This window comes from Loigolactobacillus bifermentans DSM 20003 (assembly GCF_001434575.1).
Lineage (GTDB): Bacteria > Bacillota > Bacilli > Lactobacillales > Lactobacillaceae > Loigolactobacillus > Loigolactobacillus bifermentans.
Window position 1 is genome coordinate 43,209 of the sequence record NZ_AZDA01000117.1, and the last position, 26,507, is coordinate 69,715.

The 26,507-nt window shown below is 45.9% G+C and carries 24 protein-coding genes; 17 read left to right on the forward strand and 7 right to left on the reverse strand.

The features are described from left to right. Positions 1-343 precede the first annotated feature (343 nt). From mnmG to rpmH, 6 genes are all read right to left on the reverse strand, one after another. The gene (gene mnmG, locus FC07_RS12510; protein ID WP_057905427.1) at positions 344-2,251 is read right to left on the reverse strand and encodes a tRNA uridine-5-carboxymethylaminomethyl(34) synthesis enzyme MnmG; all 1,908 of its coding nucleotides are present in this window, start codon (positions 2,249-2,251) and stop codon (positions 344-346) included. A 45-nt stretch (positions 2,252-2,296) separates the two neighbouring features. Continuing rightward, entirely contained in the window at positions 2,297-3,685 is a 1,389-nt protein-coding gene (gene mnmE, locus FC07_RS12515; RefSeq protein WP_155797815.1) for a tRNA uridine-5-carboxymethylaminomethyl(34) synthesis GTPase MnmE, read from the reverse strand. Positions 3,686-3,842: 157 nt separating this feature from the next. Beyond that, positions 3,843-4,613 carry an RNA-binding cell elongation regulator Jag/EloR gene (gene jag, locus FC07_RS12520; protein WP_057905429.1) on the reverse strand — a complete coding sequence of 257 codons (771 nt, stop codon included), beginning with the start codon at positions 4,611-4,613 and terminating at the stop codon, positions 3,843-3,845. A 107-nt stretch (positions 4,614-4,720) separates the two neighbouring features. Further along, positions 4,721-5,512 (reverse strand): membrane protein insertase YidC, encoded by a 792-nt coding sequence (gene yidC / locus FC07_RS12525; protein ID WP_057905472.1) that lies wholly within the window; start codon positions 5,510-5,512, stop codon positions 4,721-4,723. A 29-nt stretch (positions 5,513-5,541) separates the two neighbouring features. Further along, entirely contained in the window at positions 5,542-5,904 is a 363-nt protein-coding gene (gene rnpA / locus FC07_RS12530; protein ID WP_057905430.1) for a ribonuclease P protein component, read from the reverse strand. Positions 5,905-6,048: 144 nt separating this feature from the next. Then, positions 6,049-6,189, reverse strand: coding sequence for a 50S ribosomal protein L34 (gene rpmH / locus FC07_RS12535; RefSeq protein WP_155797814.1), 141 nt, complete (start codon positions 6,187-6,189; stop codon positions 6,049-6,051). Between the two features lie 619 nt (positions 6,190-6,808). On the opposite strand from rpmH, the gene dnaA reads away from it, so the two are divergent. The 9 genes from dnaA to rpsR all read left to right on the forward strand — a co-directional run bounded on the left by dnaA (position 6,809) and on the right by rpsR (position 17,769). Then, complete coding sequence (gene dnaA / locus FC07_RS12540) at positions 6,809-8,164, forward strand: chromosomal replication initiator protein DnaA (RefSeq protein WP_057905431.1); 1,356 nt, start codon at positions 6,809-6,811, stop codon at positions 8,162-8,164. A 205-nt stretch (positions 8,165-8,369) separates the two neighbouring features. After that, complete coding sequence (gene dnaN / locus FC07_RS12545) at positions 8,370-9,509, forward strand: DNA polymerase III subunit beta (RefSeq protein WP_057905432.1); 1,140 nt, start codon at positions 8,370-8,372, stop codon at positions 9,507-9,509. 417 nt (positions 9,510-9,926) lie between these two features. Beyond that, the gene (gene yaaA / locus FC07_RS12550) at positions 9,927-10,169 is read left to right on the forward strand and encodes a S4 domain-containing protein YaaA (protein ID WP_057905433.1); all 243 of its coding nucleotides are present in this window, start codon (positions 9,927-9,929) and stop codon (positions 10,167-10,169) included. Then, entirely contained in the window at positions 10,169-11,287 is a 1,119-nt protein-coding gene (gene recF, locus FC07_RS12555) for a DNA replication/repair protein RecF (protein ID WP_057905434.1), read from the forward strand. Before yaaA ends, recF begins: the two co-directional genes overlap by 1 nt. A gap of 224 nt (positions 11,288-11,511) precedes the next feature. Next, positions 11,512-13,470, forward strand: a complete 1,959-nt coding sequence (gene gyrB / locus FC07_RS12560) for a DNA topoisomerase (ATP-hydrolyzing) subunit B (protein ID WP_057905435.1) — start codon at positions 11,512-11,514, stop codon at positions 13,468-13,470. A gap of 246 nt (positions 13,471-13,716) precedes the next feature. Further along, complete coding sequence (gene gyrA, locus FC07_RS12565; protein WP_057905436.1) at positions 13,717-16,191, forward strand: DNA gyrase subunit A; 2,475 nt, start codon at positions 13,717-13,719, stop codon at positions 16,189-16,191. Positions 16,192-16,576: 385 nt separating this feature from the next. Next, complete coding sequence (rpsF, locus tag FC07_RS12570) at positions 16,577-16,876, forward strand: 30S ribosomal protein S6 (RefSeq protein WP_057905437.1); 300 nt, start codon at positions 16,577-16,579, stop codon at positions 16,874-16,876. Between the two features lie 61 nt (positions 16,877-16,937). After that, complete coding sequence (gene ssb / locus FC07_RS12575) at positions 16,938-17,486, forward strand: single-stranded DNA-binding protein (RefSeq protein ID WP_057905438.1); 549 nt, start codon at positions 16,938-16,940, stop codon at positions 17,484-17,486. A 43-nt stretch (positions 17,487-17,529) separates the two neighbouring features. After that, positions 17,530-17,769 (forward strand): 30S ribosomal protein S18, encoded by a 240-nt coding sequence (gene rpsR, locus FC07_RS12580; protein ID WP_057905439.1) that lies wholly within the window; start codon positions 17,530-17,532, stop codon positions 17,767-17,769. A gap of 53 nt (positions 17,770-17,822) precedes the next feature. Here rpsR and FC07_RS12585 read toward each other — a convergent pair whose 3' ends face one another. Then, positions 17,823-18,344, reverse strand: coding sequence for a folate family ECF transporter S component (locus tag FC07_RS12585; RefSeq protein ID WP_057905440.1), 522 nt, complete (start codon positions 18,342-18,344; stop codon positions 17,823-17,825). Positions 18,345-18,497: 153 nt separating this feature from the next. Here FC07_RS12585 and FC07_RS12590 point away from each other — a divergent pair, with 153 nt between their 5' ends. From FC07_RS12590 to FC07_RS12625, 8 genes are all read left to right on the forward strand, one after another. After that, positions 18,498-19,229, forward strand: a complete 732-nt coding sequence (locus tag FC07_RS12590; RefSeq protein WP_057905441.1) for a matrixin family metalloprotease — start codon at positions 18,498-18,500, stop codon at positions 19,227-19,229. Between the two features lie 222 nt (positions 19,230-19,451). Further along, complete coding sequence (locus FC07_RS12595) at positions 19,452-20,249, forward strand: ABC transporter permease subunit (protein ID WP_235807520.1); 798 nt, start codon at positions 19,452-19,454, stop codon at positions 20,247-20,249. Position 20,250: 1 nt separating this feature from the next. Beyond that, on the forward strand, positions 20,251-20,967 hold the full coding sequence (locus tag FC07_RS12600; RefSeq protein WP_057905443.1) for an ABC transporter ATP-binding protein: 717 nt from the start codon (positions 20,251-20,253) through the stop codon (positions 20,965-20,967). Beyond that, on the forward strand, positions 20,948-22,162 hold the full coding sequence (locus tag FC07_RS12605; protein ID WP_057905444.1) for an acyltransferase: 1,215 nt from the start codon (positions 20,948-20,950) through the stop codon (positions 22,160-22,162). Before FC07_RS12600 ends, FC07_RS12605 begins: the two co-directional genes overlap by 20 nt. Next, positions 22,122-23,639: an AMP-binding protein gene (locus tag FC07_RS12610; protein WP_057905445.1), complete on the forward strand. Its 1,518-nt coding sequence runs from the start codon at positions 22,122-22,124 to the stop codon at positions 23,637-23,639. Before FC07_RS12605 ends, FC07_RS12610 begins: the two co-directional genes overlap by 41 nt. Beyond that, positions 23,639-24,607, forward strand: a complete 969-nt coding sequence (locus tag FC07_RS12615) for an aliphatic sulfonate ABC transporter substrate-binding protein (RefSeq protein WP_057905446.1) — start codon at positions 23,639-23,641, stop codon at positions 24,605-24,607. The genes FC07_RS12610 and FC07_RS12615 overlap by 1 nt, the downstream gene beginning before the upstream one ends. Before the next feature lie 93 nt (positions 24,608-24,700). Beyond that, positions 24,701-25,558 (forward strand): aldo/keto reductase, encoded by an 858-nt coding sequence (locus FC07_RS12620; RefSeq protein WP_057905447.1) that lies wholly within the window; start codon positions 24,701-24,703, stop codon positions 25,556-25,558. A gap of 106 nt (positions 25,559-25,664) precedes the next feature. Further along, complete coding sequence (locus tag FC07_RS12625) at positions 25,665-26,393, forward strand: nitroreductase family protein (protein WP_057905448.1); 729 nt, start codon at positions 25,665-25,667, stop codon at positions 26,391-26,393. Positions 26,394-26,507: the final 114 nt, after the last annotated feature.

Consider the following 26,507-nt stretch of genomic DNA (forward strand, 5'->3'; position numbering starts at 1 on the left):
GACCGGAATATAAACTAAACAACGCCCGATCCTACTTAGGTCACAGCATTTAAGTCTTTAAATTTAAAGGGCAATGTCTTAATTATTTTAGCGTGTCACAAGTACCAATCATGTTACGTCCAAATAACCAAATCATGATGACAATACTAGTCCGTAGGCAACAGTGGGCTCAGCCGTGAAATTGTCGTTGCGGTTTACCGCTTACGACAAGGTCGAGCTTTGAAACAAGTGATTTTCTTGGTTCAAAGTCGGCCCACAGCGTTCCAGCCCACTGTTGCCGGAGGACGGCCCAACAACGCAAAAAAAGCGCCGCTCCCAACAGGTTACGACGCTTTACAGTCAACTAGCCTTGCACTTTGGCAATGCGGCCTTGTTCGATATAAACGGACAAAATCGCAATATCAGCTGGGTTGACCCCACTGATCCGCGTGGCTTGGGCTAAGGTTTCTGGTTGGATCTGCTTTAATTTTTGATGTGCTTCAGTGGCTAAACCGTTAATCGCATCGTAGTCAATGTTGGCGGGAATCTTTTTCGCTTCCATGCGCTTTAACTTGGCCACGCGGTCTTCAGCTTTTTTAATATAACCGGCGTACTTGATTTGAATTTCGACTTGTTCAATCACCCGGCGATCCAAGGTTTCTGGTGCCGCTGGAATAAATTGCAATAGGTCTTGATAGCTGATTTCTGGGCGTTTCAAGAAATCACTGGCCAACACGCCATCTTTCAGCGGTGCCGTGCCTTTGGCTGTTAAAAAGGCGTTGACTTGATCATTTGGCTTAATGCGATAGGTACCTAAGCGGTCTAATTCAGCTTGAATCGCAGCTTTTTTAGCTAAAAAGGCTTGGTAACGTTCATCTGAGATCATCCCTAAGTCATGGCCGCGTTCCGTTAACCGCAAATCAGCATTGTCATGGCGTAAGATCAGACGATATTCTGCCCGGCTGGTTAACAGGCGATAGGGTTCGTTAGTGCCTTTGGTGACCAAATCATCCACCATGACGCCAATATAAGCATCGCTACGCTTCAAAATAAACGGTTCTGTTTTGCCTAATGCCCGCAAACCAGCGTTGATGCCGGCTAAAATGCCTTGCCCGGCAGCTTCTTCATAGCCAGAAGTGCCGTTCATTTGCCCGGCGGTGAATAAGTTTTTCACCACTTTAGTTTCCAACGTTGGCCGTAATTGCCAAGGTTCAACCACGTCATATTCAATGGCGTAGCCTGGCCGCATCATTTGCGCGTTTTCTAAGCCCGCAATCGAATGCAAGATCCGTTGTTGCACTTCTTCTGGCATCGACGTAGACAACCCTTGGACGTACCATTCTTCAGTATCGCGGCCTTCTGGTTCTAAGAACAACTGATGGCGATCTTTATCCGCAAAACGCACGATTTTATCCTCAATAGATGGGCAATACCGAGGGCCCACCCCTTTGATCAAGCCGGAGAACATAGGCGCACGGTCTAAATTATCCCGAATGATTTTGTGGGTCGCTGGATTGGTGTACGTTAACCAGCATGAGATCTGATCTTTCAAATAAATCGAATCAGACGTGGTGTAACTGAAATGATTCACATCAGCATCCCCAGGTTGTTCTTCGGTGGCACTGTAATCAATGGTGGTGCCATCCACCCGTGGTGGCGTCCCAGTTTTAAACCGCCGTAGCTTCAAGCCTTGTTTCATCAAATCTTCTGACAAATAGTTGGAAGGTTGTGAGTTGTTGGGACCCGATGAATATTGTAATTCACCGATAATGATCTTACCGCGTGAGGCCGTGCCAGCAGCTAAGACCACACTTTTGGCATGGTACCGGGCACCGGTGTTGGTGACGATGCCTACACAAGCGTCACCGTCCATTAACAAACGATCGGCGATGCCCTGACGCAAGGTTAAATGCGGTGTGCGTTCAATGGTGTCTTTCATGGCGCGATGGTAGGCGTGCTTGTCCGCTTGGGCCCGCAGAGCCCGGACGGCAGGGCCTTTCCCGGTATTTAGCATCCGCATTTGAATGTAAGTTTTATCAATGTTCCGACCCATTTCGCCACCTAACGCGTCGATTTCGCGGACTACAATGCCTTTGGCAGGACCGCCGACAGACGGGTTACACGGCATAAAAGCGACCATATCTAAATTAATGGTTAACAGTAAGGTTTCATTGCCCATCCGCGCGGCGGCTAAAGCTGCTTCACAGCCGGCGTGGCCTGCGCCAACCACGATCACATCGTAATCTTGCGCGTCATATTCTCTAACTTGCATGCTAAACTTCCTTTATTTTGATTTCAAGCGCGCTTCACTTGGCGCTTATTTGCCTAAACAGAACTGACTAAATAATTGGTTCAATAACTCATCTTGATAGGAATCTCCGGTGATCTCACCTAATAAGTCCCAGGCTCGGGTCATGTCGATTTGGACCAAGTCCACTGGCATCCCGTCAGCGATACCTTGTAGCACATCCCCTAAAGCCTGATCCGCTTGATGAAGCAAGCCGATTTGGCGGGCATTGGACACCAGCGTGGTGCTTTGACTATTATCGATCCCACCCCAGAACAACTGGGCGATTCGGCCTTCCAACTGATCAATCCCGTTGGTAGTTAACGCCGAAATGGCAATCACATCGTCCGCTGGTACTTTTTGTTTCAACGCAGCGTCGTCTAACTGCACGGGCAGATCTGTTTTGTTTAAAATGACGATTCGCTTTTTATTAGCGGTTAAATTTAATAGTTCCTGATCTTCTGCCGTTAACGGTTCACTGTTGTTTAACACCAACAGCACCAGATCCGCGGCGGTGATTGCCTGCCGCGACCGTTCGACACCAATTTTTTCAACTTTATCATCGGTGTCCCGAATACCAGCCGTATCCACCAGCTTCAACGGCACATCCCGGACGTTAACGTATTCTTCGATCACGTCGCGAGTGGTGCCGGCTACGTCGGTGACAATGGCCTTATCTTCATGTAACAAGTGGTTTAGCAAACTTGACTTGCCCACATTGGGCCGCCCGACAATTGCCGTGGCCAATCCTTCACGCAACACCTTGCCTTGATTCGCGGTGGCCAATAATTGTTGCACTTGTTTGCGCACCGTGGTGGCTTTTTCCAGCAACATTTTTGTGGTCATGGTTTCCACAGCATCATATTCTGGATAGTCAATGTTGACCTCGACCTGCGCCAGCGCGTCTAAAATCTCTTGGCGAATATTTTTGATCAAGTGCGACAAGTTACCATCTAACTGGTTCACGGCCACTTGCATGGCCCGATCAGTTTTCGCACGGATCAGATCCATGACAGATTCGGCCTGTGTTAAGTCGATGCGGCCGTTTAGAAAGGCCCGCTTGGTAAATTCACCTGGTTCCGCTAAACGCGCGCCATGGCTTAATAACAGCTGTAGCACATGATTCGTCGCCACAATGCCACCGTGGGTGTTGATCTCAACCATATCTTCACGGGTGTAAGTTTTCGGCGCCTTTAAAACGGAAACCATCACTTCATCCACCACGTTTTGGGTTTGCGGATCCACCACATGACCATAATTAATGGTGTGACTAGCGCATTGACTTAACGCTTTGCCTTTAAAGATTTGTTGCGCAACGGTTAAAGCTTGTTCACCTGACAGCCGCACAATGGAAATGGCACCTTCACCAGGTGGCGTTGAAATCGCCGCAATGGTATCAAATTCAGTTGTTTCCGTCACAGAAATCGTCCTTTCTTTTTGGCATAAAAAAAGTGCCTACACCACGCCACTGGTTTGGCGTGGAAAGCACTTTGACTACTTTACCGCTATCATAATAGCCCTAATATAAATCAGAACCGCGTGGCTTGTCAACCGTTTTGGCACCGACCACTGCGATTTAAACCCCAGCCCGTGGCGTGATCACCAAATAACGATGGGGTTCTTCCCCTTCTGAATGAGTGGTCACATAGCGATTGTGGGCCAAGTAAGCATGGACTTGTTTGCGTTCAAAAGCGGGCATTGGATCCAGCATTTGTGGCTGGCCGGTGGCAATCACATCTTGTAAGGCCTGTTTGGCCAACCGCTTTAAAATCTCTTGGCGATGCTGCCGGTATTCACCGACATTTAACAACAAGGTAAACCGTGAATGAGCTTGATGATTCACATACACTTGCCCCAAATATTGTAAGGCGTTTAAGGTGCGGCCATGCCGGCCAATCAGGCGCCCAGGGTGCTGCGTCTGCAATTGGACCCGTAATTCATGGTGTGGCGCGCGTTTCAAGGTTAAGCCTTCTGGTTGCCCGAGACTTTTTAAAATCGCTTGTAAATAAGTTTGGAGCGCTTTTAGCGCCTGTTCATCTTGGGCCCGATTAGCAGGCCGCATGGTTTGCGGCTGGGTAGCTGCTTGTTTGTTGACCGTTGCGATAGATGATGCGGCTGGTTGCGGCTTTGCTGGCGTTGTTGCTTGGCGTGGTGTTTCGGCCTTGGCAGGCATGGCTGGCACCGGCTTGGGTTCAATTTTTACTTGTGCCAACTGACGTCCAATGCCTAAAAAGCCCCGTTTACCAGCCTTGATCACCGTGATCGTGGCGGTGTTTTGCTCTAATTTCAAAGCGGCTAAACCTGCCACCACTGCCTCTGGCACCGTTTTAGCTGTAAAAATTGGCATTGCGTTCACTTCCTTTATTGTTGTCATGCAGCTTTAGTTTAACAAATTTCAGCTTGAAATGATGGTAATCAAAAAACGTTGAGAACAACTCCCAACGTTTCACGAATTTAGCGTTTGCGCTTTTTCCCACGTTTGGCCTTGGCGACCTTCCGTTGAATGGCACGCTGTGCAGCTTCTTTTTCTGCGCGTTCAGCCCGAATCTTAAATGGATTCATCAGTAACATGGTTTGACCAACTGAAAAAGCGTTGGTGATCACCCAGTAAACGGCTAAAGCAGATGGTAAATTAATGGCGGTGAACAAGATAATGATGGGCATGCCCCAAACCATCACCGTGTTCATCCCGTTTTGTTGGACTTGACTCATCGTTGTCAATTTAGAAGTGGCCCAAGTGAAAATCGCCGCTAAAATTGGCAAAATAAAGTATGGATCTGGCTTGCCTAATTGCATCCATAAGAAGGTACCCGCCCGTAAAGCAGATGTCCGTTGAATCCCTTGATACAAGGCAATCAAAACTGGCATTTGGACGATCAGTGGCAACATACTGGCAAATGGGTGCACCCCATTTTCAGAATACAATTTCGACATTTCTGCCTGCAATTTTTGTTGCGTTTCCATATCTTTAGATGAATATTTGGCTTGAATGGCCTTCATCTCTGGTTGCAAGTCCATCATTTTCCGAGAACTATTCATCTGATACTGCATCAGCGGCAAGATGATGATCCGGATAATAATGGTGAAGACGATGATCCCGACGCCGAAGCTGCCACCAAATAAATTGGACAGCCAGATAATGGCTCGCGAGAAATTCCAAATAATGTAGTGATCCCAAATACCGGTGCTATTGGCGGTAACGGGTTTGGTACTACAACCGGCTAATAATAGGAGCAAGGCGCCCATGCCGGCCGTGCCAAAAAGTTTTTTATGCTTCACTCTGTTTCCCCCACTTCAGCGTCTTTCAGCAAACCAGCCAAATTTAAAACATGCTGCAAATTTTTCTTTGCCCCGGCCTGATCGAGCTGATCGGCATGTGGTCGGGCAATCACCAAGAAATCTACCTCAGTGAGGAGCTCTGGCTTTAATTCTTGCAAACTTTGTCGGATCCGGCGTTTCACTTGATTACGGTGGACGGCATTGCCCACCTTTTTCCCAACTGAAATGCCTACCCGAAAATGCTTCTGCCCAGGCTTATCCATTCGGTACACCACATAATTGCGGTTGGCCTTGGAATTGCCTAACTGAAACACGGTTTGGAAGTCTGCTTCTTTTTTAACTCGGTACGATTTTCTCATAACTACTCCACATTTTAAATTCAAAGAAAAAGGCTAGCCCCTCGCCTTCCGTTGATTTGGACTAGCCCTAGCGAGGATAATGACGCGGCTCGCCTATTCACACTGCATGACTTTTTCAAAAAAAGACCACTGAGGGTCAGTGGCCTATGCAGATAATACTTTTCTACCTTTACGACGGCGGTTTGCTAAAACCTTGCGGCCGTTGCTAGTGCTCATACGTTTCATGAAACCATGAACGCGTTCGCGATGACGCTTCTTTGGTTGATATGTGCGTTTCATTGCCATTATTGTGCCACCTCCTTGACGATTATTCTTGTTGCTTATCTTCTTAAAGACATTTCAATCAATTACAAAAACATATTACATTATAACGGACCAAACAGTCCTTCGTCAAACAGCAATTACTCGGATATAGTAGCATAATTCACCACTAAAAGAAACCTTCTCTTGAAAAAAACTGTTCACATTTCTAGCGGCGCCGACCCGTTTTGTTGTGGATAACCGAAAAATCGGCAGCGGCGCTCCAGCGAGATAATTCACACGCTTGCCCACCGCTTACCCACATAATCCCAGGGTGTGATTCGTTTTTGCACATAGCGCCGCTTACCTGTTGATAACGTGTGAAACACTTGTTGTTATTGAGACGCTTATTAACATTTTCCTGTTGATAACTTTTGTTTCACACGCTCGATTTAGAATTGCGCCCAGAAAGTGAAAAACACAATTCACAAGCATGTGGATTTTGAGGATAAGATTTCAACAGTTTATCAAAAGTTGTGGAAAACTTTTTTTGAGAATGCTAAACTAGAGATACATTTTTGTGGCTGATTCATGTGGATTAACAACAAAAACCGCGGGTGTTTTTTGAAAACACCACGTATCACGTTAAAAAGGAGGCTTTTTTGTGTCTGAATTAAACGATTTATGGGCTTATCTTGAAAAAAAATTCCACGATACAGAAGCCCCAGTTGGGTATTCCACCTGGATCGCGACTGCTAAACCTGTGGCCTTAACCAAAGATCAACTCGTAATCGATGTTCCATCAAAACTGCACCAAGACTATTGGAACAAACGACTCGTCACAAAAGTTGTTGAAGGCGCTTATCAATTCGCCAACTTGGAAATCACGCCGGTGATCCGTGTGGCCGATGAGAAACCAAAAACAACTACCACAATGCCTAAAAAACCCCAGTCTGACGGGGCCGACGACGATGAGCAAATGCCCACCTTCATGCGCCCAACGCATCTCAATAATAAGTACACGTTTGAAACCTTTGTCACCGGTAAAGGTAACCAAATGGCACACGCTGCCGCATTGGTGGTTTCTGAAGAACCTGGGATGATGTACAACCCACTGTTTTTTTATGGTGGCGTCGGTTTAGGCAAAACACACTTAATGCACGCCATTGGTCACCAGCTGTTAGCGGCGCAACCAAATGCGAAAGTGAAGTACGTCACGTCAGAGGCCTTTGCCAATGACTTCATTAATTCAATTCAAACCAAGCAACAGGAACGGTTCCGTCAGGAATACCGCGGTGTGGATCTATTATTAGTGGATGACATTCAGTTTTTTGCCGACAAAGAAGGGACTCAGGAAGAATTCTTCCACACCTTCAACGCTTTATATGAAGATAAAAAACAAATCGTGTTAACTTCTGATCGCTTACCCAATGAAATTCCCAAGCTACAAGAGCGCTTGATCTCCCGGTTTAAATGGGGTTTATCCGTGGATATTACACCGCCAGACTTGGAAACACGGATCGCAATCTTGCGTAACAAAGCGGACGCTGAGCGAGTGGACATTCCAGACGACACCCTCAGCTATATTGCTGGGCAAATCGACTCCAACATTCGCGAATTAGAGGGCGCTTTATTGCGGGTTCAAGCGTACGCTAACCTTAAAAAAACGCCGATCACCACCAGTTTGGCAGCGGACGCGCTGAAGAACTTAAAACTTGACGGGAAAACCATGGGTTTAACCATCACCACCATCCAAAACGCCGTTTCAAAATACTATAATGTGACCGTCGCGGATCTGAAAGGTAAAAAACGGGTCAAACAAATTGTTTATCCCCGCCAAATTGCCATGTATCTTTCCCGGGAAATGACTGATAATTCCTTACCAAAAATCGGTAAATCCTTTGGTGGGAAAGATCATACCACTGTTATTCACGCCCATGAAAAGATCGGTCAAGAGTTGAAAACAGATGATCAACTGCAAACCGATATTCGCGAACTTAAAAATATTCTCAAAGCTTAACTTGTGGAAAAGTTCAAAGATATCCCCAACGTTATCCAGAAGTTATCCACATGTGAATAAGCGCTTGTTCGTAGGTTTCACTGGGTTTTCCCCAGTATTAACAGGGCCTACTACTATTACTTAAAGTTCTTTATACTTAATTAAAATAAAAAGAGCAGCCGCCTGCGGCGCTGCTCATTTAAAATTTAAGGAGGCATTTTCGTTTATGCAATTCACGATCAACCGGCCTGACTTCGTCCGCCGTCTTAATGACGTCCAACGGGCAATCTCTTCTAAAACCACAATTCCAATTTTAACGGGGATCAAACTGGTCCTTACTGATAACGGCCTGACCTTAACCGGGAGCAATGCTGATATTTCCATCGAGTCTTTTATTCCTGTCACCGATGAGGAAGCAGAGCTGAGTGTTGTCTCCACAGGGGCCATTGTGTTACAAGCACGTTTCTTTAGCGAAATCGTTAAACGCTTGCCTGAAAAAACATTATCGTTTGAAGTCAAAGATAATTTCCAAACCGAACTGTGCTCAGGCGCAGCGGCCTTTACCATCAAAGGCCAAGACGCCAATAATTATCCACGGCTACCAGAAATTGAAACAGACGATCAACTGATGCTCGACGTCCCTGTGTTACGGCAATTGATCGCACAAACCGTGATCGCCGTTTCAACCCAAGAAAGTCGGCCTATTTTAACTGGGGTCCATTTGGTATTAGCTGGCGGTGAACTTTTAGCAGTGGCCACGGACTCACATCGTTTGGCCCAACGTAAAATTAACTTAGACATTAACCCTAATATTCGCTATGACGTGATCATTCCTGGGAAGAGCCTGGTTGAACTATCACGGACCTTAGGCGAAGATTTTGATCAAGTTGAAATGCGCGTTGCCGACAATCAAGTATTGTTCTTAGCTGGAAATACGGCGTTTTATTCCCGCTTACTTGAAGGCAACTATCCAGAAACATCGCGCTTGATTCCCACCACTTCAAGCACCAAAGCGGAGTTTAATGCACCCAGTTTGTTAGCTGCCATCGAGCGGGCTTCCTTACTGTCACACGAAAGTCACAACAACGTGGTGAAATTAGCGTTAACGCCGGAAGATGGTAACGTGATGATCTCCAGTAATTCACCGGATGTGGGGAATGTGGAAGAAGCGCTGAATACTGAGTCGGTTAGTGGTGAAGCGTTGGAAATTTCCTTTAACCCTGATTACATGAAAGATGCGTTACGCTCTTTCGGCCAAACGCAAATTCGGATTGCGTTTACCTCCGCGTTGCGGCCGTTTACCCTTGTGCCAACTGAAGATGATGACCAATTCATTCAGTTGATCACACCTGTACGCACATTTTAATCACAAGCGTGTTATCCACCTGGGTAACACGCTTTTTTTTGTGCGCTTAAACGTGCAGCCTTGGGGATAACGGTGGGTTAAACAGCAGTTAGCGCTGGTTTATACACCGTTTTAGTCATTATCCACAAAAGAACTGTGAATTGTAGCCTTTCATGTATGCGCTGAGGCGTTAAAAATCGGCGCTATGATTTTTAAGCGCGCTAGGACCTGAGTTGTGCACAGATTTTAGGCCAAATTTGTTTAAAACCGCATATTTTTTTATTTGCGCCATTTTAAGCAAAAAAGGTCTTTTTTATCTGGAGGGGTATTTCGTGGCTGAAAATGGCTTTTAAACCATGATCCGTTGTTTTTGGCTTTCAGAAAGGGTATAATATACATAAGAAATTAAATCGATCATGAAGTGAGGGATGAGTTTTCGTGAAAAAAATCGTATATCTTGATAGTGCGGCAATCACTTTAGGGCAACTGCTAAAAGAGCAAGCCTTGATCGATTCCGGTGGCCAAGCCAAATGGTTTTTGCGGGAGCAAACGGTTTTGGTAAACGGCACAGAAGAACAGCGCCGTGGTCGGAAGTTAGTACCTGGTGACCAAGTTGAGATTCCTGACGCTGGTTACTTTTTTTTACGGTCAAAAGCCGATGCACCAAGTGATGATGCCTAATGTATGTGGAGCACTTAGCGCTGACCAATTACCGTAATTATCAACAGGTGACAGTGGATTTCTCGCCTGATATTAACGTGTTACTTGGTGAAAATGCCCAAGGTAAAACGAACTTGCTCGAGTCGCTGTATGTTCTGGCCTTAACGAAAAGCCATCGAACAAACAACGAAAAAGACTTGATCAATTGGCAAGCGGCTTTTGCCAAAATCGAGGCGGTTGTGCGTAAAAGCAGTGGCAAGGTTCCCTTGGAATTGGTGGTCAGTCGTAAAGGTAAAAAGGCCAAGGTCAATCATTTGGAGCAGGCCAAGCTATCCCAATACTTAGGGCAATTAAATGTCATTTTATTTGCACCTGAAGACTTGGCACTGGTCAAAGGTGCACCGGCAGTACGCCGGCGCTTTATTGACATGGAATTTGGCCAAATGAGCCCGCGTTATTTATACAACATTAGCCAATACAAATTGTGCTTAAAGCAACGCAATCAGTACTTAAAACAGTTGAAATATAAACAAGCTAAGGACCGCTTATACTTAGACGTCTTGTCCGAACAACTCGCCCAATTTGGGGGGATGATCGTTGCCCAGCGGTTGCAGTTTTTGAAGAAGCTAGAAGGCTGGGCCCAAGTGTTGCATCAAGGCATCACCAAAGGTGCGGAAACACTGACCTTTGATTATTTAACGAATTTGGACTTAACGGACACTGGCGCTGAGGGCCTACAAATGGCTTTACAAACAGCGTTCACCGCCGAAGTAGACCGTGAGATCGAGCAAGGGACGACGTTAAATGGTCCCCATCGTGATGATGTGCGTTTTTTAGTCAATGACAAAAATGTGCAAACTTTTGGCTCACAAGGCCAGCAGCGGACCACAGCCTTGTCAGTGAAATTGGCGGAAATCGACTTGATGAAAGAACAAACCGGTGAGTATCCGATTTTGTTACTCGATGATGTTTTGTCTGAGCTAGATGATGCCCGGCAAACGCATTTACTTAAAGTGATCCAAAATAAAGTGCAGACTTTTATCACCACCACTAGTTTAAGTGGTGTCGCACGCACCCTCATTCAAGCACCACGTATTTTTAGAATTCAATCCGGAACGTTAACCGTTAGTGACGAATAGGCCGCTATGTATTTGAGAAAGTGCCATGTTTCCATCGTGGCGGGTTGCGCCCGAGGGAATGGACAACCAGCGAAAATAGAACCTTTGCGAAGCAAAGACACAGTAGTGCTTTTAGCTGGTGCCATGTTTCTGGTGTGACGGTTTTCGTCCACCAGAATGGACATCCTCCGGAATAAGATTTTGCGGAAGCAAAATAGACATCAGAGACCTTAGGAGGTTTTGTTTTGACAGACGAAGAAAAGAACGAGCAAAAAGAAGAAAAATTAGAAGAACTTGCGAAGTCCTACGATGCCAGTCAAATTCAAGTCTTAGAAGGACTTGAAGCTGTGCGTAAACGGCCTGGGATGTATATCGGGACGACGACATCACAAGGCCTACATCATTTGGTGTGGGAAATTGTGGATAACGGGATCGACGAAGCGTTGGCAGGTTTTGCCGATGAAATCAACGTGATTGTTGAAAAGGACAATTCGATCAAGGTCACCGATAACGGACGTGGGATTCCAGTGGGGATCCAGGCAAAAACCGGCCGGCCAGCGGTTGAAACAGTTTATACGATTTTGCATGCCGGTGGTAAGTTTGGCGGCGGCGGATACAAGGTTTCCGGTGGGTTGCATGGTGTTGGGGCCTCGGTTGTCAACGCGTTATCCACAAAGCTGAACGTTGAAGTCATTAAAAATGGTCAACGCTATTACATGGATTTTAAGCGCGGTAAAGTGAATACTGAATTAAAGGTGTTAGGACCAGCTGCCGAGCATGAACACGGCACGATTGTGCATTTCTGGCCAGATCCAGATATTTTCCAAGAAACCACAACGTATGACATCAATATTTTAACCACGCGGATTCGTGAACTGGCTTTCTTAAATAAAGGCCTACGCTTAACGATTGAAGATTTGCGGCCGGAAGAACCTACGAAGCAAGTTTTCCACTATGAAGGCGGCATTAAGAGCTACGTGGAATATTTGGATGAAGGTAAAGAAGACTTATTCCCAGAACCGATCTACGTTGAAGGCGTGGAAAAGGGCATTACGGTGGAAGTTGCGCTGCAATACACAGACGACTACCACACCAACTTAATGACCTTTACCAACAACATTCACACGTATGAAGGCGGCACGCATGAAGCTGGTTTTAAAACAGCTTTAACGCGGGTGATCAACGATTATGCGCGCAAGTCTAACTTGTTGAAAGAAAACGAAAAATTATCCGGTGAAGATGTGCGTGAAGGGATGACCGCTGTGGTCAGTATCAAGCATCCCGATCCCCAATTTGAAGGGCAAACCAAAACCAAATTAGGGAACTCGGATGCGCGCACCGTGACGGATCATACGTTTGCGGAGACCTTCTCCCGCTATTTGATGGAAAATCCTAAGATTGCCCGTCAAGTGATCGATAAAGGGTTATTGGCTTCTAAAGCGCGCTTAGCCGCTAAACGGGCCCGGGAAGTGACGCGGAAAAAATCTGGTTTGGAAATCAGTAATTTACCTGGTAAATTAGCAGATAATTCCAGCCGTGACCCTGAAATTTCAGAATTATTTATCGTCGAAGGGGATTCCGCCGGCGGTTCAGCTAAGCAAGGCCGTTCGCGGTTGACCCAAGCCATTTTGCCGATTCGTGGGAAAATTTTAAATGTGGAAAAAGCTAGTTTGGACCGCATTTTAGCCAATGAAGAAATTCGCACGTTATTCACAGCCATGGGGACTGGCTTTGGGGAAGAATTCGATTTAGCCAAAGCACGTTACCATAAATTGATCATCATGACCGATGCCGATGTGGATGGTGCCCATATTCGCACGTTGTTATTAACCTTGTTCTATCGCTTTATGCGGCCAGTGGTTGAAGCCGGTTATGTTTACATTGCGCAGCCACCGTTGTACCAAGTGCGCCAAGGTAAAATGCAACGTTATGTGGACACAGATGAAGAATTACAAAGCGTTTTAAATAGTCTGCAACCAAGTCCTAAGCCAGTTATCCAGCGTTATAAAGGGTTAGGTGAAATGGACGCCTCTCAATTATGGGAGACCACCATGGATCCTGATTATCGCCGCTTGCTGCGGGTTGATTTAACGGACGCCAAGGAAGCAGATCAAGTCTTCGAAATGCTGATGGGGGATAAAGTCGACCCACGGCGGAAATTCATCGAAGAAAACGCTCATTATGTTGAAAACTTGGATATTTAAAAACTTTGTGAGCGCAAAATAGACAGTAGCTATAGGAGGCCATGTGTCCTGCGGAGTGGTTTGACCCTACAGGACTGGTGATCCTTCGGAAATGAGATTTTGCGGAAGCAAAATAGTCCTTAGCGTATTTAGGAGGAGCCATGTTTCTATCGTGGCGGGGTTCGCCCGAGAGAATGGACATCCTCCGGAAATAAGATTTTTGCGGAAGCAAAATAGTCCTTAGAGTATTTAGGAGGTACATGCAAAATGGCAGACGAACCACAAAATAGCCGGATCAAGGACGTGAATCTGGCAACCACCATGCGGACATCCTTCTTGGATTACGCCATGAGTGTCATTGTTGCCCGGGCTTTGCCTGACGTGCGTGATGGTTTAAAGCCCGTTCATCGGCGGATTCTTTATGGTATGAATGAACTGGGTGTCACACCAGATAAGCCTTATAAAAAATCAGCCCGGATCGTTGGGGACGTTATGGGGAAGTATCATCCCCATGGTGACTCTGCGATTTATGAATCCATGGTACGGATGGCCCAAGATTTCAGTTACCGTTACCTATTAGTGGATGGTCACGGGAACTTTGGGTCTGTGGATGGCGACGGTGCCGCCGCCATGCGGTATACCGAAGCGCGAATGAGTAAAATTGCCACTGAAATGTTGCGTGATATCAACAAAGATACCATCGACTATCAGCCCAACTATGATGGTACTGAAAAGGAACCAACTGTCTTACCAGCCCGTTTCCCGAACTTATTGGTAAACGGCGCTACTGGGATTGCCGTTGGGATGACCACTAATATTCCACCGCATAACTTGTCAGAAGTCATCAGTGCGTTGCACATTTTAATGGACAATCCAGAGGCGACCACCGCGGATTTGATGGAAGCTGTACCAGGGCCAGATTTTCCAACTGGTGGGTTAGTCATGGGCAAGTCGGGCATTCGTCGAGCTTATGAAACCGGTAAGGGTACGATTACCTTACGCGCTAAAACCGAGATCGTCACTGAAAAGAATGGCAAAGAACGGATCATTGTGACGGAATTGCCATACATGGTGAACAAGGCGAAGTTGGTGGAACGCATTGCCGATTTGGCTCGGGATAAGCGGATCGAAGGCATCACTGATCTAAATGATGAATCAGACCGTGAAGGCATGCGGATCACAATCGATATTCGTCGGGATATGTCCGCGTCAGTGGTCTTGAACAACTTATTTAAAAACACGTTGATGCAAACGTCATTTGGCTTTAACATGTTAGCGATTGTTAAAGGCACGCCACGTTTATTGTCGCTTAAGGAAATTCTTGAATATTATCTGGAACATCAAGAAGAAGTGATTCGGCGGCGGACTGCTTTTGATTTGAAGAAAGCACAAGCACGGGCTCATATTTTGGCTGGATTGCGGATTGCGTTAGACCACATTGATGAGATCATTCGCATCATTCGCAGTTCAAAAACTGGTGAAGTGGCCAAAGCGATTTTAATGGATCGTTATGACCTTGATGACAAGCAATCGCAAGCCATTTTGGACATGCGTCTGGTACGGTTAACCGGTTTGGAACGGGACAAGATTGAAAGTGAATACGCAGAATTGATGAAGAAAATTGCGGATTTCCAAGACATCTTGGCGAAGCCAGAACGGATCCACGAGATTATTTATCAAGAATTACTCGATATTCAGCATAAATTTGGTGACAAGCGGCGTACGGAATTGCTAGTCGGTGAAGTGTTAAGTTTGGAAGACGAAGATTTGATCGAAGAAGAAGACGTTGTGATCACATTGACGCACAATGGCTACATCAAGCGCTTGCCAGCAGCTGAATTCAAGACACAAAATCGTGGTGGTCGTGGGATCCAAGGCATGGGCATGCATGATGATGACTTTATTGAGCACTTAGTCTTCACCTCGACCCATGATATGTTGCTCTTCTTTACCAATACTGGGAAAGTTTATCGGGCAAAAGGTTACGAGATCCCAGAATATGGCCGGACTGCCAAAGGGATTCCTGTGATCAATTTATTGCAAATTGATTCCGGTGAAACAATTCAAACGGTGATCAATGTGTCAGCTGACGCGGCGGATCAATACTTGTTCTTCACCACCCGTTTAGGGGTTGTGAAGCGGACACCTGTCAGTGAATTCCATAACATTCGCAGCAATGGTTTAAAGGCTATTACCTTGAAAGAAAATGACCAATTGATCCAAGTCAGCCTAACTGATGGGCAACAAAATTTGATCATTGGCACGCATTTAGGCTATGCCGTTAGCTTCGCAGAGGCCGCTGTTCGCTCTATGGGCCGCTCTGCCAGTGGGGTTCGCGGGATCCGGTTACGTGACGACGATTATGTGGTTGGCGCCGATCTATTGACGGCCGATAATAAAGTGTTAGTCATTTCCGAAAAAGGTTATGGCAAACAAACCCCATCCGACCAATACCCAATTAAAGGGCGTGGCGGTAAAGGGGTCAAAACCAGTAACGTGACAGCTAAAAACGGGCCATTGACGGGCTTAGTCACCGTCAATGGTGATGAGGATGTCATGTTAATGACCGATACCGGCGTTGCCATTCGTTTCCACGTGAAAGACGTTTCTGAAACCAGCCGGGCTACCCTAGGGGTACGCTTGATTCGCGTCGACGATAATGCTAAAGTCGCCACAATTGCGAAGGTTCAACCTGACGACGAAGAAGCAGTGGCCACACCAGAAGAAACACCAGAAGCTTAATTAAAACGTACGAAAACGACCATTTTACGGTCGTTTTTTTGTTAAGTGTTGAGCTAAAGCAAAAGTGTTGAGCTTGAATCAATTAAACGCATCAATGGCCGTTATGAGACGAAAAGAAAGTGTTGCGCTGGGCGAGTCATGGTTGAGTTCATGAAAGGATTCATTCGCAGCTTTATTTAAAACGACTTTTTTAACAGAATCGTCGTTCATTTGCATAACTTATTAATAAGCCGCGACGGCGATGGGGATTGGTTCTTGAGACAAAAACTGCTTGAAATACAAGTTATATCATGCTATACTCTTAATTTGTGAGTATCTAAGTTATTTTAGATTCTCCTTGTCCTCGGAGAGAGGACCTTAAAGACCATAAGGAGGTGAACAGTCAATGGCTCAATCAAAAAAATATGAAATTCTTTACATCATCCGTCCTGATATCGATGAAGAAAGCAAAGCTGCTTTGGTAGAACGCTTCGATAACATCTTAAAGGATAATGGTGCTGAAGTGATTGAATCGAAGGACTGGTCAAAACGTCGCTTAGCGTACGAAATCAAGAACTACCGTGAAGGTTTGTACCACTTGGTTCGTGTTGCAACAACCGACGATGCACCATTAGGTGAATTTGACCGTCTTTCAAAGATCAATGACGACATTATTCGTCACATGATCACAGTTGAAGAAGGCTAATAATCCAAAAGCTTGGTTTGAACAAGCTATCTAAAAATTATATTGGGAAAGGGGAGCTATCATGATCAATCGGGTCGTTTTAATTGGTCGCTTAACGCGCGATGTTGAATTACGTTATACGGGAAGTGGCACAGCTGTTGGTCAGTTTACATTAGCCGTTAACCGTTCATTTACGAACCGCAACGGTGAACGTGAAGCTGATTTCATCACGTGTGTCATTTGGCGTAAATCAGCTGAAAACTTTGCAAATTTCACCCACAAGGGTTCACTTGTGGGGATCGAAGGCCGAATTCAAACTCGAAATTACGATAACGCGGAAGGTCAACGGGTTTATGTGACCGAAGTGGTTGTCGATAATTTCTCATTACTTGAATCACGCAATCAAGGTGAACAGCGGGCTAACCAAGGTGGTTATCAAGCCAACAACAATAGTTTTGGTGGTAATAATAGCCAACCACAAGCACCAACACAACCACGCAGTCAGGCTCCTCAAGGACCAAGCAATCCAGCACCAACTCAGAATAACAGTCAACCGGCTAGTAACCCGAATGATCCATTTGCCGCTAATGGCGACTCAATTGATATTTCGGATGACGATTTACCATTCTAAGTGTGTGAATTGCGATTAATGTTCGACAAAGGAGGACAATAATATGGCTCAACAACGTCGCGGTGGCCGTCGTCGTCGTAAGGTCGATTTTATCGCTGCTAATCATATTGAACATATTGATTACAAAGATATCGACTTATTACGTCGCTTCGTTTCAGAACGTGGTAAGATTTTACCTCGTCGTGTGACTGGTACAAGCGCCAAGAACCAACGTAAGATCACAATTGCGATCAAACGTGCACGGATCATGGCTTTACTACCATTCGTATCTGAAGAAGGCTAAACAAGCTTAAAACAGCCTACTAGCAATTGCTAGTAGGCTGTTTTTTTTACGTTTTAGTGCAGGGCACGCCGCGTGAGTTGGGACAAAGGCAAAACCTTCAATACCAGTTGGATCAGGCCCACATAGATCACAAAACTCACAAGTTCTTGTGGGATACGAGTACTGAATAGAACGGCCCATTTTAAGCCGTACATCCAGTGGAGCCATAGGCTGTTCAAAAATAAATTATACCCAAAAGTTACCAATGCTGAAGCAGCGGCAACGCGCCACCATTTGAGCGGTTGTTGATAGAGAAAATAGGCATAAGTCCAGCCGGTTAAGCCAGCTGTTAGCGCAAAGCCGATAAAAAAGCTAAACTTAGGAAATAATAGCATGCCTAAAATACTCGAAAGTGCACTGGCACCAGCTGTGAGATGTGGTGGGAATAACCGAGCCATAATTGCTGTGACAATAAATGAAAATGTGATCTTGGTGATTAAAAATTGAATGCTGAAGAAACTGCCTAACAGGACTTGCATGGCGATCAATACCCCTAAGATCGCCACTGTCCAAGCTTTTGAGCGTGTTGCTAACATGAATCTACCCCCTTTTTCATTGGCTTATAGGCTACACGGAAAAGCACAAGAAGGCAAATGATTCTTAAAGTTAGTCTTAAGTCCCTTGTTTATTGGGGGAAGATTCGGTAATGTAAAAACAATTTCGTTTACTGATTGGAAAGAAGGTGCAGCATGAAACGCTTGATTCACTGGATTATTTTTGTGGCACTATTAGCTGGTGTTTACGTGTATCGCCAGCCGCTACAGCAAAAATTAACGCCTGTTTTAACCACTTGGGCGACGCGCATCAACGCCACCTTGCGCGCAAAAGGATTGATCCAACCCGTTAAAGTGAATTCTGATCAAACAACGGAGACGCAATCACAACAAGATCTGGTGCAAACCAAAAGTACGATGACGTACTATATTGGTCATTATAAAAACTTTCAAACGGATCAGTCGCAGCCGCAAACGAATTTAACCAGTGTGTGGCAAGCTGCCGTTGCGGCCTGGAATCGGCAAGGCGTGGTCAAACTGGTTCAAACCACCGATCAAAGTAAAGCCGATATTATTTTAGAAACACGACCGCAAACGATTGCCAATAATGCGGTTGGATTGACCCAAGAGCGTTCACAGACCATCACGACGAAAAGTGCTGTGAAGACCACGACAGAAACCACCACTCAGGCTGTTTGTAAGTTGGATTTACAGCGCATCACGGCAGGTGGCTATACGGCTGTGGAAGAAACCAACGTGGCTGAGCATGAAATGGGGCACGCATTAGGTTTAAGTCACAGTAGTCGCGTGGCGTCGGTGATGAATCCTTCTAATCGGGAATATTCGATTCAACCTTATGACGTGGCCAAGTTAAAGCAATTGCTTGAAAAGGAGACCCAAAAGGCCCAAGCCAACAGTCAATCATAACAGATCAGTTAAGCCACTGTGCACAAATGCACAGTGGCTTTTTTTGGTCTGAAATCCAGTATTTGCGCCGGTTACACCCCATTTTCATTCAAAAAGAATTCACAAAAAGACCACATTTTATTAAGTTGACTTTAAGTTGATTTTCTTAAAGTTAGACTTGTTCAATTCAAACAAATCAAAAAAATGAGGTAGGCGATTGAAATGGAAAGTACCACGGAACTGATGCATGGGCATCAATTACCAAAACCAAAAATGCATTTTCGGATGCAACGTTTATTACCGTGGTTGATTCCAGCCGCGATCGTAATTGGCTGGCAATTAAGCAGTCAAGTCGGCTGGATCAGCAGCGCCACATTACCATCACCTGTAGCGGTTTTACAAGATGGTGTGAGCTTGTGGCAATCAGGGGAATTACAAAAGAATTTAAGTGTTAGCCTTTATCGGGCCACAACCGGCTTGTTAATTGGCGGCAGTTTAGGCTTTATCTTAGGCTTTGTCAACGGTCTGTCCAAAGTATGTCGCGGGTTATTTGATACCTCGATCCAAATGTTGCGGAACATTCCGCATTTATCGTTGATTCCGTTGGTGATCATCGCCTTAGGTATTGGTGAAACGGCGAAGATTTCATTAGTAGCCATTGGCGTCTTGTTCCCGGTTTACATCAATACGTTCCACGGCATTCGCTCAGTGGATCCAGAACTTATCGAAATGGGCCATTCTTACGGTTTAAGCCGGTGGCAATTGTTCACGAAGATCATTTTACCTGGCGCACTGCCAACGATTCTCATGGGCTTCCGGTATGCCTTAGGTGTCATGTGGACCACCTTGATCGTCGCTGAAACCATTTCAGCCAGCTCCGGTATCGGCTACTTAGCCACGAATGCTGAAGAATTTATGGATATGAAAACTGTGATTTTCTGTATCATCGTTTATGCCGTCTTAGGTAAAGTGTCCGACCTATTAGCCAAAATGTTGGAAGATCTTTGCCTTGAATGGCGCCAAGCAGAAAGTAGGTCTTAAGATGACAACTGACTTTTTAACCTTACAAAATATTCGCAAACAATACGGCGCCACTACAGCGTTGCATGACGTTAATTTTAATTTAAAACAAGGTGAATTTTTAGCCCTGGTTGGCATGAGTGGTGGCGGTAAAAGTACCACACTCCGTTTAATTGCTGATTTGGAGCAACCGACCAGTGGCACAATCGACTATGCCGAGGCGCAGCCGGTGGTGCGGGTGATGTTTCAAAACGATCGCTTGTTACCTTGGTTAAAAGTACTGGAAAATGTGTCGTTTAAAAGCCGTGACCCACAAGTTCAAGTTCAAGCTGCAACCATGTTGGACCTGGTGGGATTAACCGACTTTGCCAGCGTTTATCCCAGCCAATTATCCGGCGGGCAAAAGCAGCGGGTAGCGTTAGCACGGGCCTTAATGGCCAAGCCCCAGCTGTTACTCCTAGATGAACCGTTAGGCGCGCTAGACGCCCTGACCCGACGTAAAATGCAGGATCTGATTTTAGACATTTGTCACAAACAACACTTAACCACTATTTTAGTCACCCACGATGTGGACGAAGCTGCGCGAATGGCTGATCGGATCATTGTGATGAAGGATGGCACCAATCTTTATGAAGAACCGGGGTTAGGTGGCAAAACGCCTGAAAAATTAGGGATTGTTGCTGAACAAGTTTTGCAGGATATTATGGGCCCACAACCTGATGTCAAGGGGGTCGGCTAGCGTGGCAAAATCAAAAAAGCCCTATTTATATGAAGTTGATCTCATGCGGATCATTTTCATTTTCGGGGTCTTACTGAACCATACCACCACTGCCTTTGAAGGCCGCATTGCCAATTCTTCTGGCAGTCAACTGTTTTTAGAAGCCACCCATTTATCCTTACATTTCACGCGAATGGGCTTTATGTTTATGACCGGCTTGGTGTTGGTGTTAAACCACTACAACCGTAACGGGCGCTGGGGCCAATTTTGGCGCAAGCGTTATGGGAGCGTGGGCATTCCATATTTAGGCTGGAACGCAATTTTATTAGCCGGCACTTTAGCGGTGACCACCGGCTTTAGCTGGCAGAAATTCACACCACAATATTGGGATGCTGTGATTCATGGGAATCAATTTTATATGTACTATATTTTGGTCACCTTTGAACTTTACTTGCTCTTCCCATTGATCGTGTGGCTATTTAAAAAGTTTCCTGAAGGTCATGGCCAGATCATGATCGTGAGTATTACCGCCCAAATGATGTTATTGATCGCCATTAAATATGGCTTGCCAAACGTTGACCGCAGTCACTGGTGGTATTTATTCCGGGCTTATGGGATGAACGTGTTGGTGTATCAAGTGTATTTCTTAGCTGGTGCGTTTACGGCCATTCACTACAAAGCAGTGGATGCCTTTATTCACAAACACGCCCGCTTTATTGGTTGGTTCACAGGTGTCTTAGCCATTGGGACGGTGGGCTTATTCTTCTTCGACCAAAAAGTCCTCCACCTGAGCATGGCGGCCACTGAGTCCGTCCATCAGCCTTATTTATTAGTTTATGACTTAATGATGATCACGTTTGTGTTCTGGGTCGATCGCGGGTATGCCTATTGGCGTGAGCACGGGATGTGGGGCTGGTTGGACCGTTTGATCCACGCCGGCGCCAAAGTCTCCTTTGGCATCTACCTTGATCAAACCTTAGCGTTAGCACTGTTACGTGTGATTTTAGCCCACATTCAACTGCCGTCTTGGGGCTTTGTGTTACTGTTACCATTCGGCTATTTATTTGTTATCGGAACAGCCTTTGCCATTGCCTGGGGCTGTTACAAGATCCCACCGTTTGGCGCCTTAATTGGCCGGCCACAGTGGCATCCGTTTAAGAAAGGGGTTCGACAACATGACCAAATTATTAGAAAAGCTCAATCAACAACTCGTTAATCATGTCACCACACCAATTATGAAAGATGAAGCGCGTCAGCGCTGGTTTACAGGTGGTGAATTTCAAAAAGATATGGCAACCGTTCGCCAAGCATTACTGGCGATGCACGTCCGTAAAGGCGATCAGATCTTAGTATCGTGGGATAATTCGGCCGTCTATCCCGTTTTAATGCAGGCGATTTGGGAATTAGGGGCGGTGGCGCATCCGATTTCTGAAACCACACCAGCGGCGCAATTGTTGTCTGAATGGCAAGAATTCCATTATCCGGTGGTCATCGTCAAACCAGAATTAGTGACCGCTTTTGCCAGTGTCACGGACTTGGTGCAACATCAAGCGGCGCTTGAAACGGCGCCCGTTTTGCCAATCTTAGGGGATCAAAGCCAATTGGCTACCGTCCAACAAACGATTCAAGAAGACGATCTGGCCCTGATTCTCAACACGTCAGGGACCACCGGTAAACCGAAACGTGTGGGGTTATCACATCGGCTATTGTTAAATGGCTCGGAGCACGATATTGTGAGTCATCGCATGACAGCTGCTGATACTGCCATGATCGTGATGCCAATGTTCCACATTAACGCTCAAGTTATGTCGGTGTTATCCACCCGGTTATCCGGCGGCAAATTGTTGATCACTAAGAAATTCAGTGCCAGTCATTTTTGGCAACAAGTGAAGGCTAACCATGTGACTTGGGTCTCCGTGGTGCCAACGATCATCACGATTCTCTTGCTGAATGAAGCGGCGAACCAAGCCTATACACCTGATATTAAATTGCGCTTTGTACGGTGTTCCTCATTTGCGTTGCCTGAAGATAAGTTACGTGAATTTGAAAGCCGTTTTCACACCCAGATTTTAGAAGGTTATGGCATGACCGAAACGGCGAGCCAGTGCACGATCAATCCCTTTGAGGCACCTAAAATTGGTTCTGCCGGCAAGGCTTTTGGCACTGAATTAGCGCTGTTGATCGATGACCATTTCACGAAGGCCCCACACCAAGTAGGGGAAATCGCGGTTCGTGGCGATCATGTGATCGCGCATTACCTAGATGTGGCCAATGATTCCTTTAAAGATGGCTGGTTCTTAACCGGTGATTTAGGTTATTTAGATGAAGAGGGTTACTTATTTGTCAAAGGTCGCCGTAAAGAAATGATCAGTCGTGGCGGTGAAAAAGTCGCGCCAGCAGCCGTTGAAAACTGCTTAAATGAATTGGATTTTGTGGCTGGTGTTGCGGTGATTGGGTTACCGGATGACTTATATGGTGAAGCGGTGACGGCTGTGATCATGAGCCGTACCCCAGGCCAGCATGAAGCGGAGCAACGGGCAGCTGTTTTGGCCTACGCTGAACAACATTTAGCGCGCTATCAGCGTCCAACGGATGTGCGGTTTGTCACTGAATTTCCAAGAAATCCGACTGGAAAGGTGTTACGGCCAAAGCTGCGTGAGCAACTGTTAGCCGTAACAGTTGGTGAACAATAATGCGCCGGCATTGGAAACTCGGGCTACTCGTCGTTATCGTGCTGGCTTGGGTCGGCATTGCCTTATCCGGCTGGCATCAAACAGATGGTGGCAACGATTCAACCACCAAAACCGTGACGATCGGTTACCAAAAAGCAGACCCAATCGATATTGCGAAACAACGTGGTGAATTTGCCAAGAAGCTCAAGGCCAAAGGCTATAAAGTGGTCTTTAAGGAATTCCAAGATGGCTCTTCCTTAATGCAAGCATTGAAGTCAGGTAACATTGACTATGCCCGGTTAGGCGATACCCCACCCGTTACCGCTGCGGCCGCCGGGACGAAACTGACCTATGTTGCAGCTGGTTCGACGAAGACAAAAGGCTCTGGCATTGTGGTGAAAAAGACAGCTAGCATCGCGTCGGTTAAAGATTTGAAAGGCAAGCGTGTGGCGTATACTAAGGGTACCAGCTCACAGTATTTATTATTACGTGCTTTGAAAGAAGCTGGTTTATCCGCCGATGATGTCACTTGGGTTAATTTAGATCAATCTGCGGCCAGCGTCGCCTTTAGTAAAGGTAAAGTAGACGCTTGGGCCACTTGGGATCCATACACGGCCTCAGCGCAACTTCAGCAAAATGCCAAGTTATTAACGGATAGCAATGGCTTAAGTAAAAACCGTGATTTTATCGTGTCGTCAACCAGTTTTGCCAAAAAGAACAAAACCTTGTCGAAATATATCATCAAGTATTTATCAGATGATATGACTTGGGCCGATACGCATCATCAAGCATTAGCGAAGATGATGGAAAAATCATTGAAGTTACCTAAAAAAGTGGTCATGAAGATGATTACCCGTCGGCACTATACCATGACGGCGATGACGGATAAAATCACACAGGAAGAACAAGATATTGCTGATTTGTTCTATTCAGAAGGCGTCATTAAAAATAAAGTGACCATTAAAAATGATGTTCAGAAACTAGAGTAGTTGCTTTTCACAACCACTTCTTCTAGGCTAAGAACAGAAGCCCGCAAAGTCCTGCTTTGCGGGCTTTACTTTTGAGAGAAAGTAGGTTGAATCATGCAATTAACAGATACAGTAACGTTAGCCAATGGTGTGGCAATGCCACGTTTTGGGTTAGGCGTTTGGCAGGCTGAACCGGCAGCCGCCACACAAGCGGTTAAAACGGCTATTGAAGCCAATTATCCCATGATCGATACGGCCAAAGCTTATGGCAATGAAGCCGCGGTTGGGACTGGTATCCAAGCTGGGTTAAAAGCAACTGGCAAAAAGCGGTCTGACTTATTCGTCACCACCAAATTAGCCAACCCAGATCAAGGCTATCAATCCACCTTAGATAATTTTGAAGCAAGCTTGAAACGGCTACAATTAGACTATCTGGACCTTTATTTGATTCATTGGCCGGTTTCTGGTAAATGGGCCGAAACTTGGCGGGCGTTTGAAAACTTGTATCAAGCGGGTAAAGTTCGGGCGATTGGGGTTTGTAACTTTAGTCAGGCAACGATGACGTCGCTGATTCGTCAAAGCAGCATTAAACCGATGGTAGACCAAGTAGAATACCATCCTTGGTTACAGCAACCTGAATTAAAAGCGTATTTAAAAACGGCAGGCATTCAACAAGAGGCTTGGTCACCTTTAGGCGGGACTGGTGGCAATTTGCGTGATGAACCAGTCTTGCAAGCTATTGCGCAGAAACATCAGCGGTCAGTGGCTCAGATTTTGTTGCGCTGGGATCTGCAAACCGACGTGATCACCATCCCGAAGTCGGTTCATCCCGCCTACATTCGCGAAAATGCCCAGATTTTTGATTTTGCGTTAGATGCCACAGATTTGGCCCAGATCAAAGCGCTGGATCAACACAAACGCACCAGCTACTGGCTGTCTAGTTTTGACTGGTATACTGGAACTGAAAAATAATTTCGTTAAGGCCGCGCATTTGCGCGGCCTTTTTAGCGACAAGCATGTTGTTCGCTGGTTATCGACATGCTAAACTGATACTCATCATAAAGGGGGCAAATGTATCATGGATTTAAGTGCCATGCAACACCGTAGTATTCGTAGCTTTAAAGCAACTGCTATCGATTATCAAACGCTAGAAGCAGTGGCCCAAGCCACGTCCAGTAGTGAGTTTTTGCAGTCTTTTTCACTGATTCGCGTGACTGATACAGCTTTACGCGCAAAAATTGCCAAAATTTCAGGCAGCCAAGTGCTGTTTCAACCTAACGGAGAGCTGTTTATTTTTGTAGTGGATACCGCTCGTGCTATTCGGTTGACTGAACCTAACAGTGATGTCCATACCTTTACCAACTGGAATGCCTTTTTAGCCGGGGCTTTTGATGCTATCTTGGCGCTACAAAACATGTTGGCTTATGCAGAACGCACTGATTTAGGCGGTGTGGTACTAGGCAGTATTTTAAACGACCCGCAACAAATGATTGACTTGTTACACTTGCCAAAATATACGTTTCCGTTAGTTGGCTTAATGGTCGGCGTCCCGGCTGAACGGCCACAACAAAAGCCACGGTTGCCACAAGCATTGGTGGTGGGCGACAACGCATACCCGACGTTTGATCAGGCTACAATGGCTGACTACGATGCGGCGGTGACCCGTTACTATGCCCAACGTGGTGCGGATGCCCGGGCAGAAAGTTTCACCAGTTTGGTGCGCCGGCATTTAGGGGCGAACCAGCAACATCGGGATGAGATCGGCCAAATTTTAAAAGCACAAGGCTTTGATTTGCCACAAGCTTAGGAAGGCGAAACCACAATCTTGACGATTGTGGTTTTTTACTTGCATGCGATTGTTCCACGTGAAACGTTTTCCCAGCTGAATTTGTAGTCAGATTGCAACAAAGCCTTAGCAGAA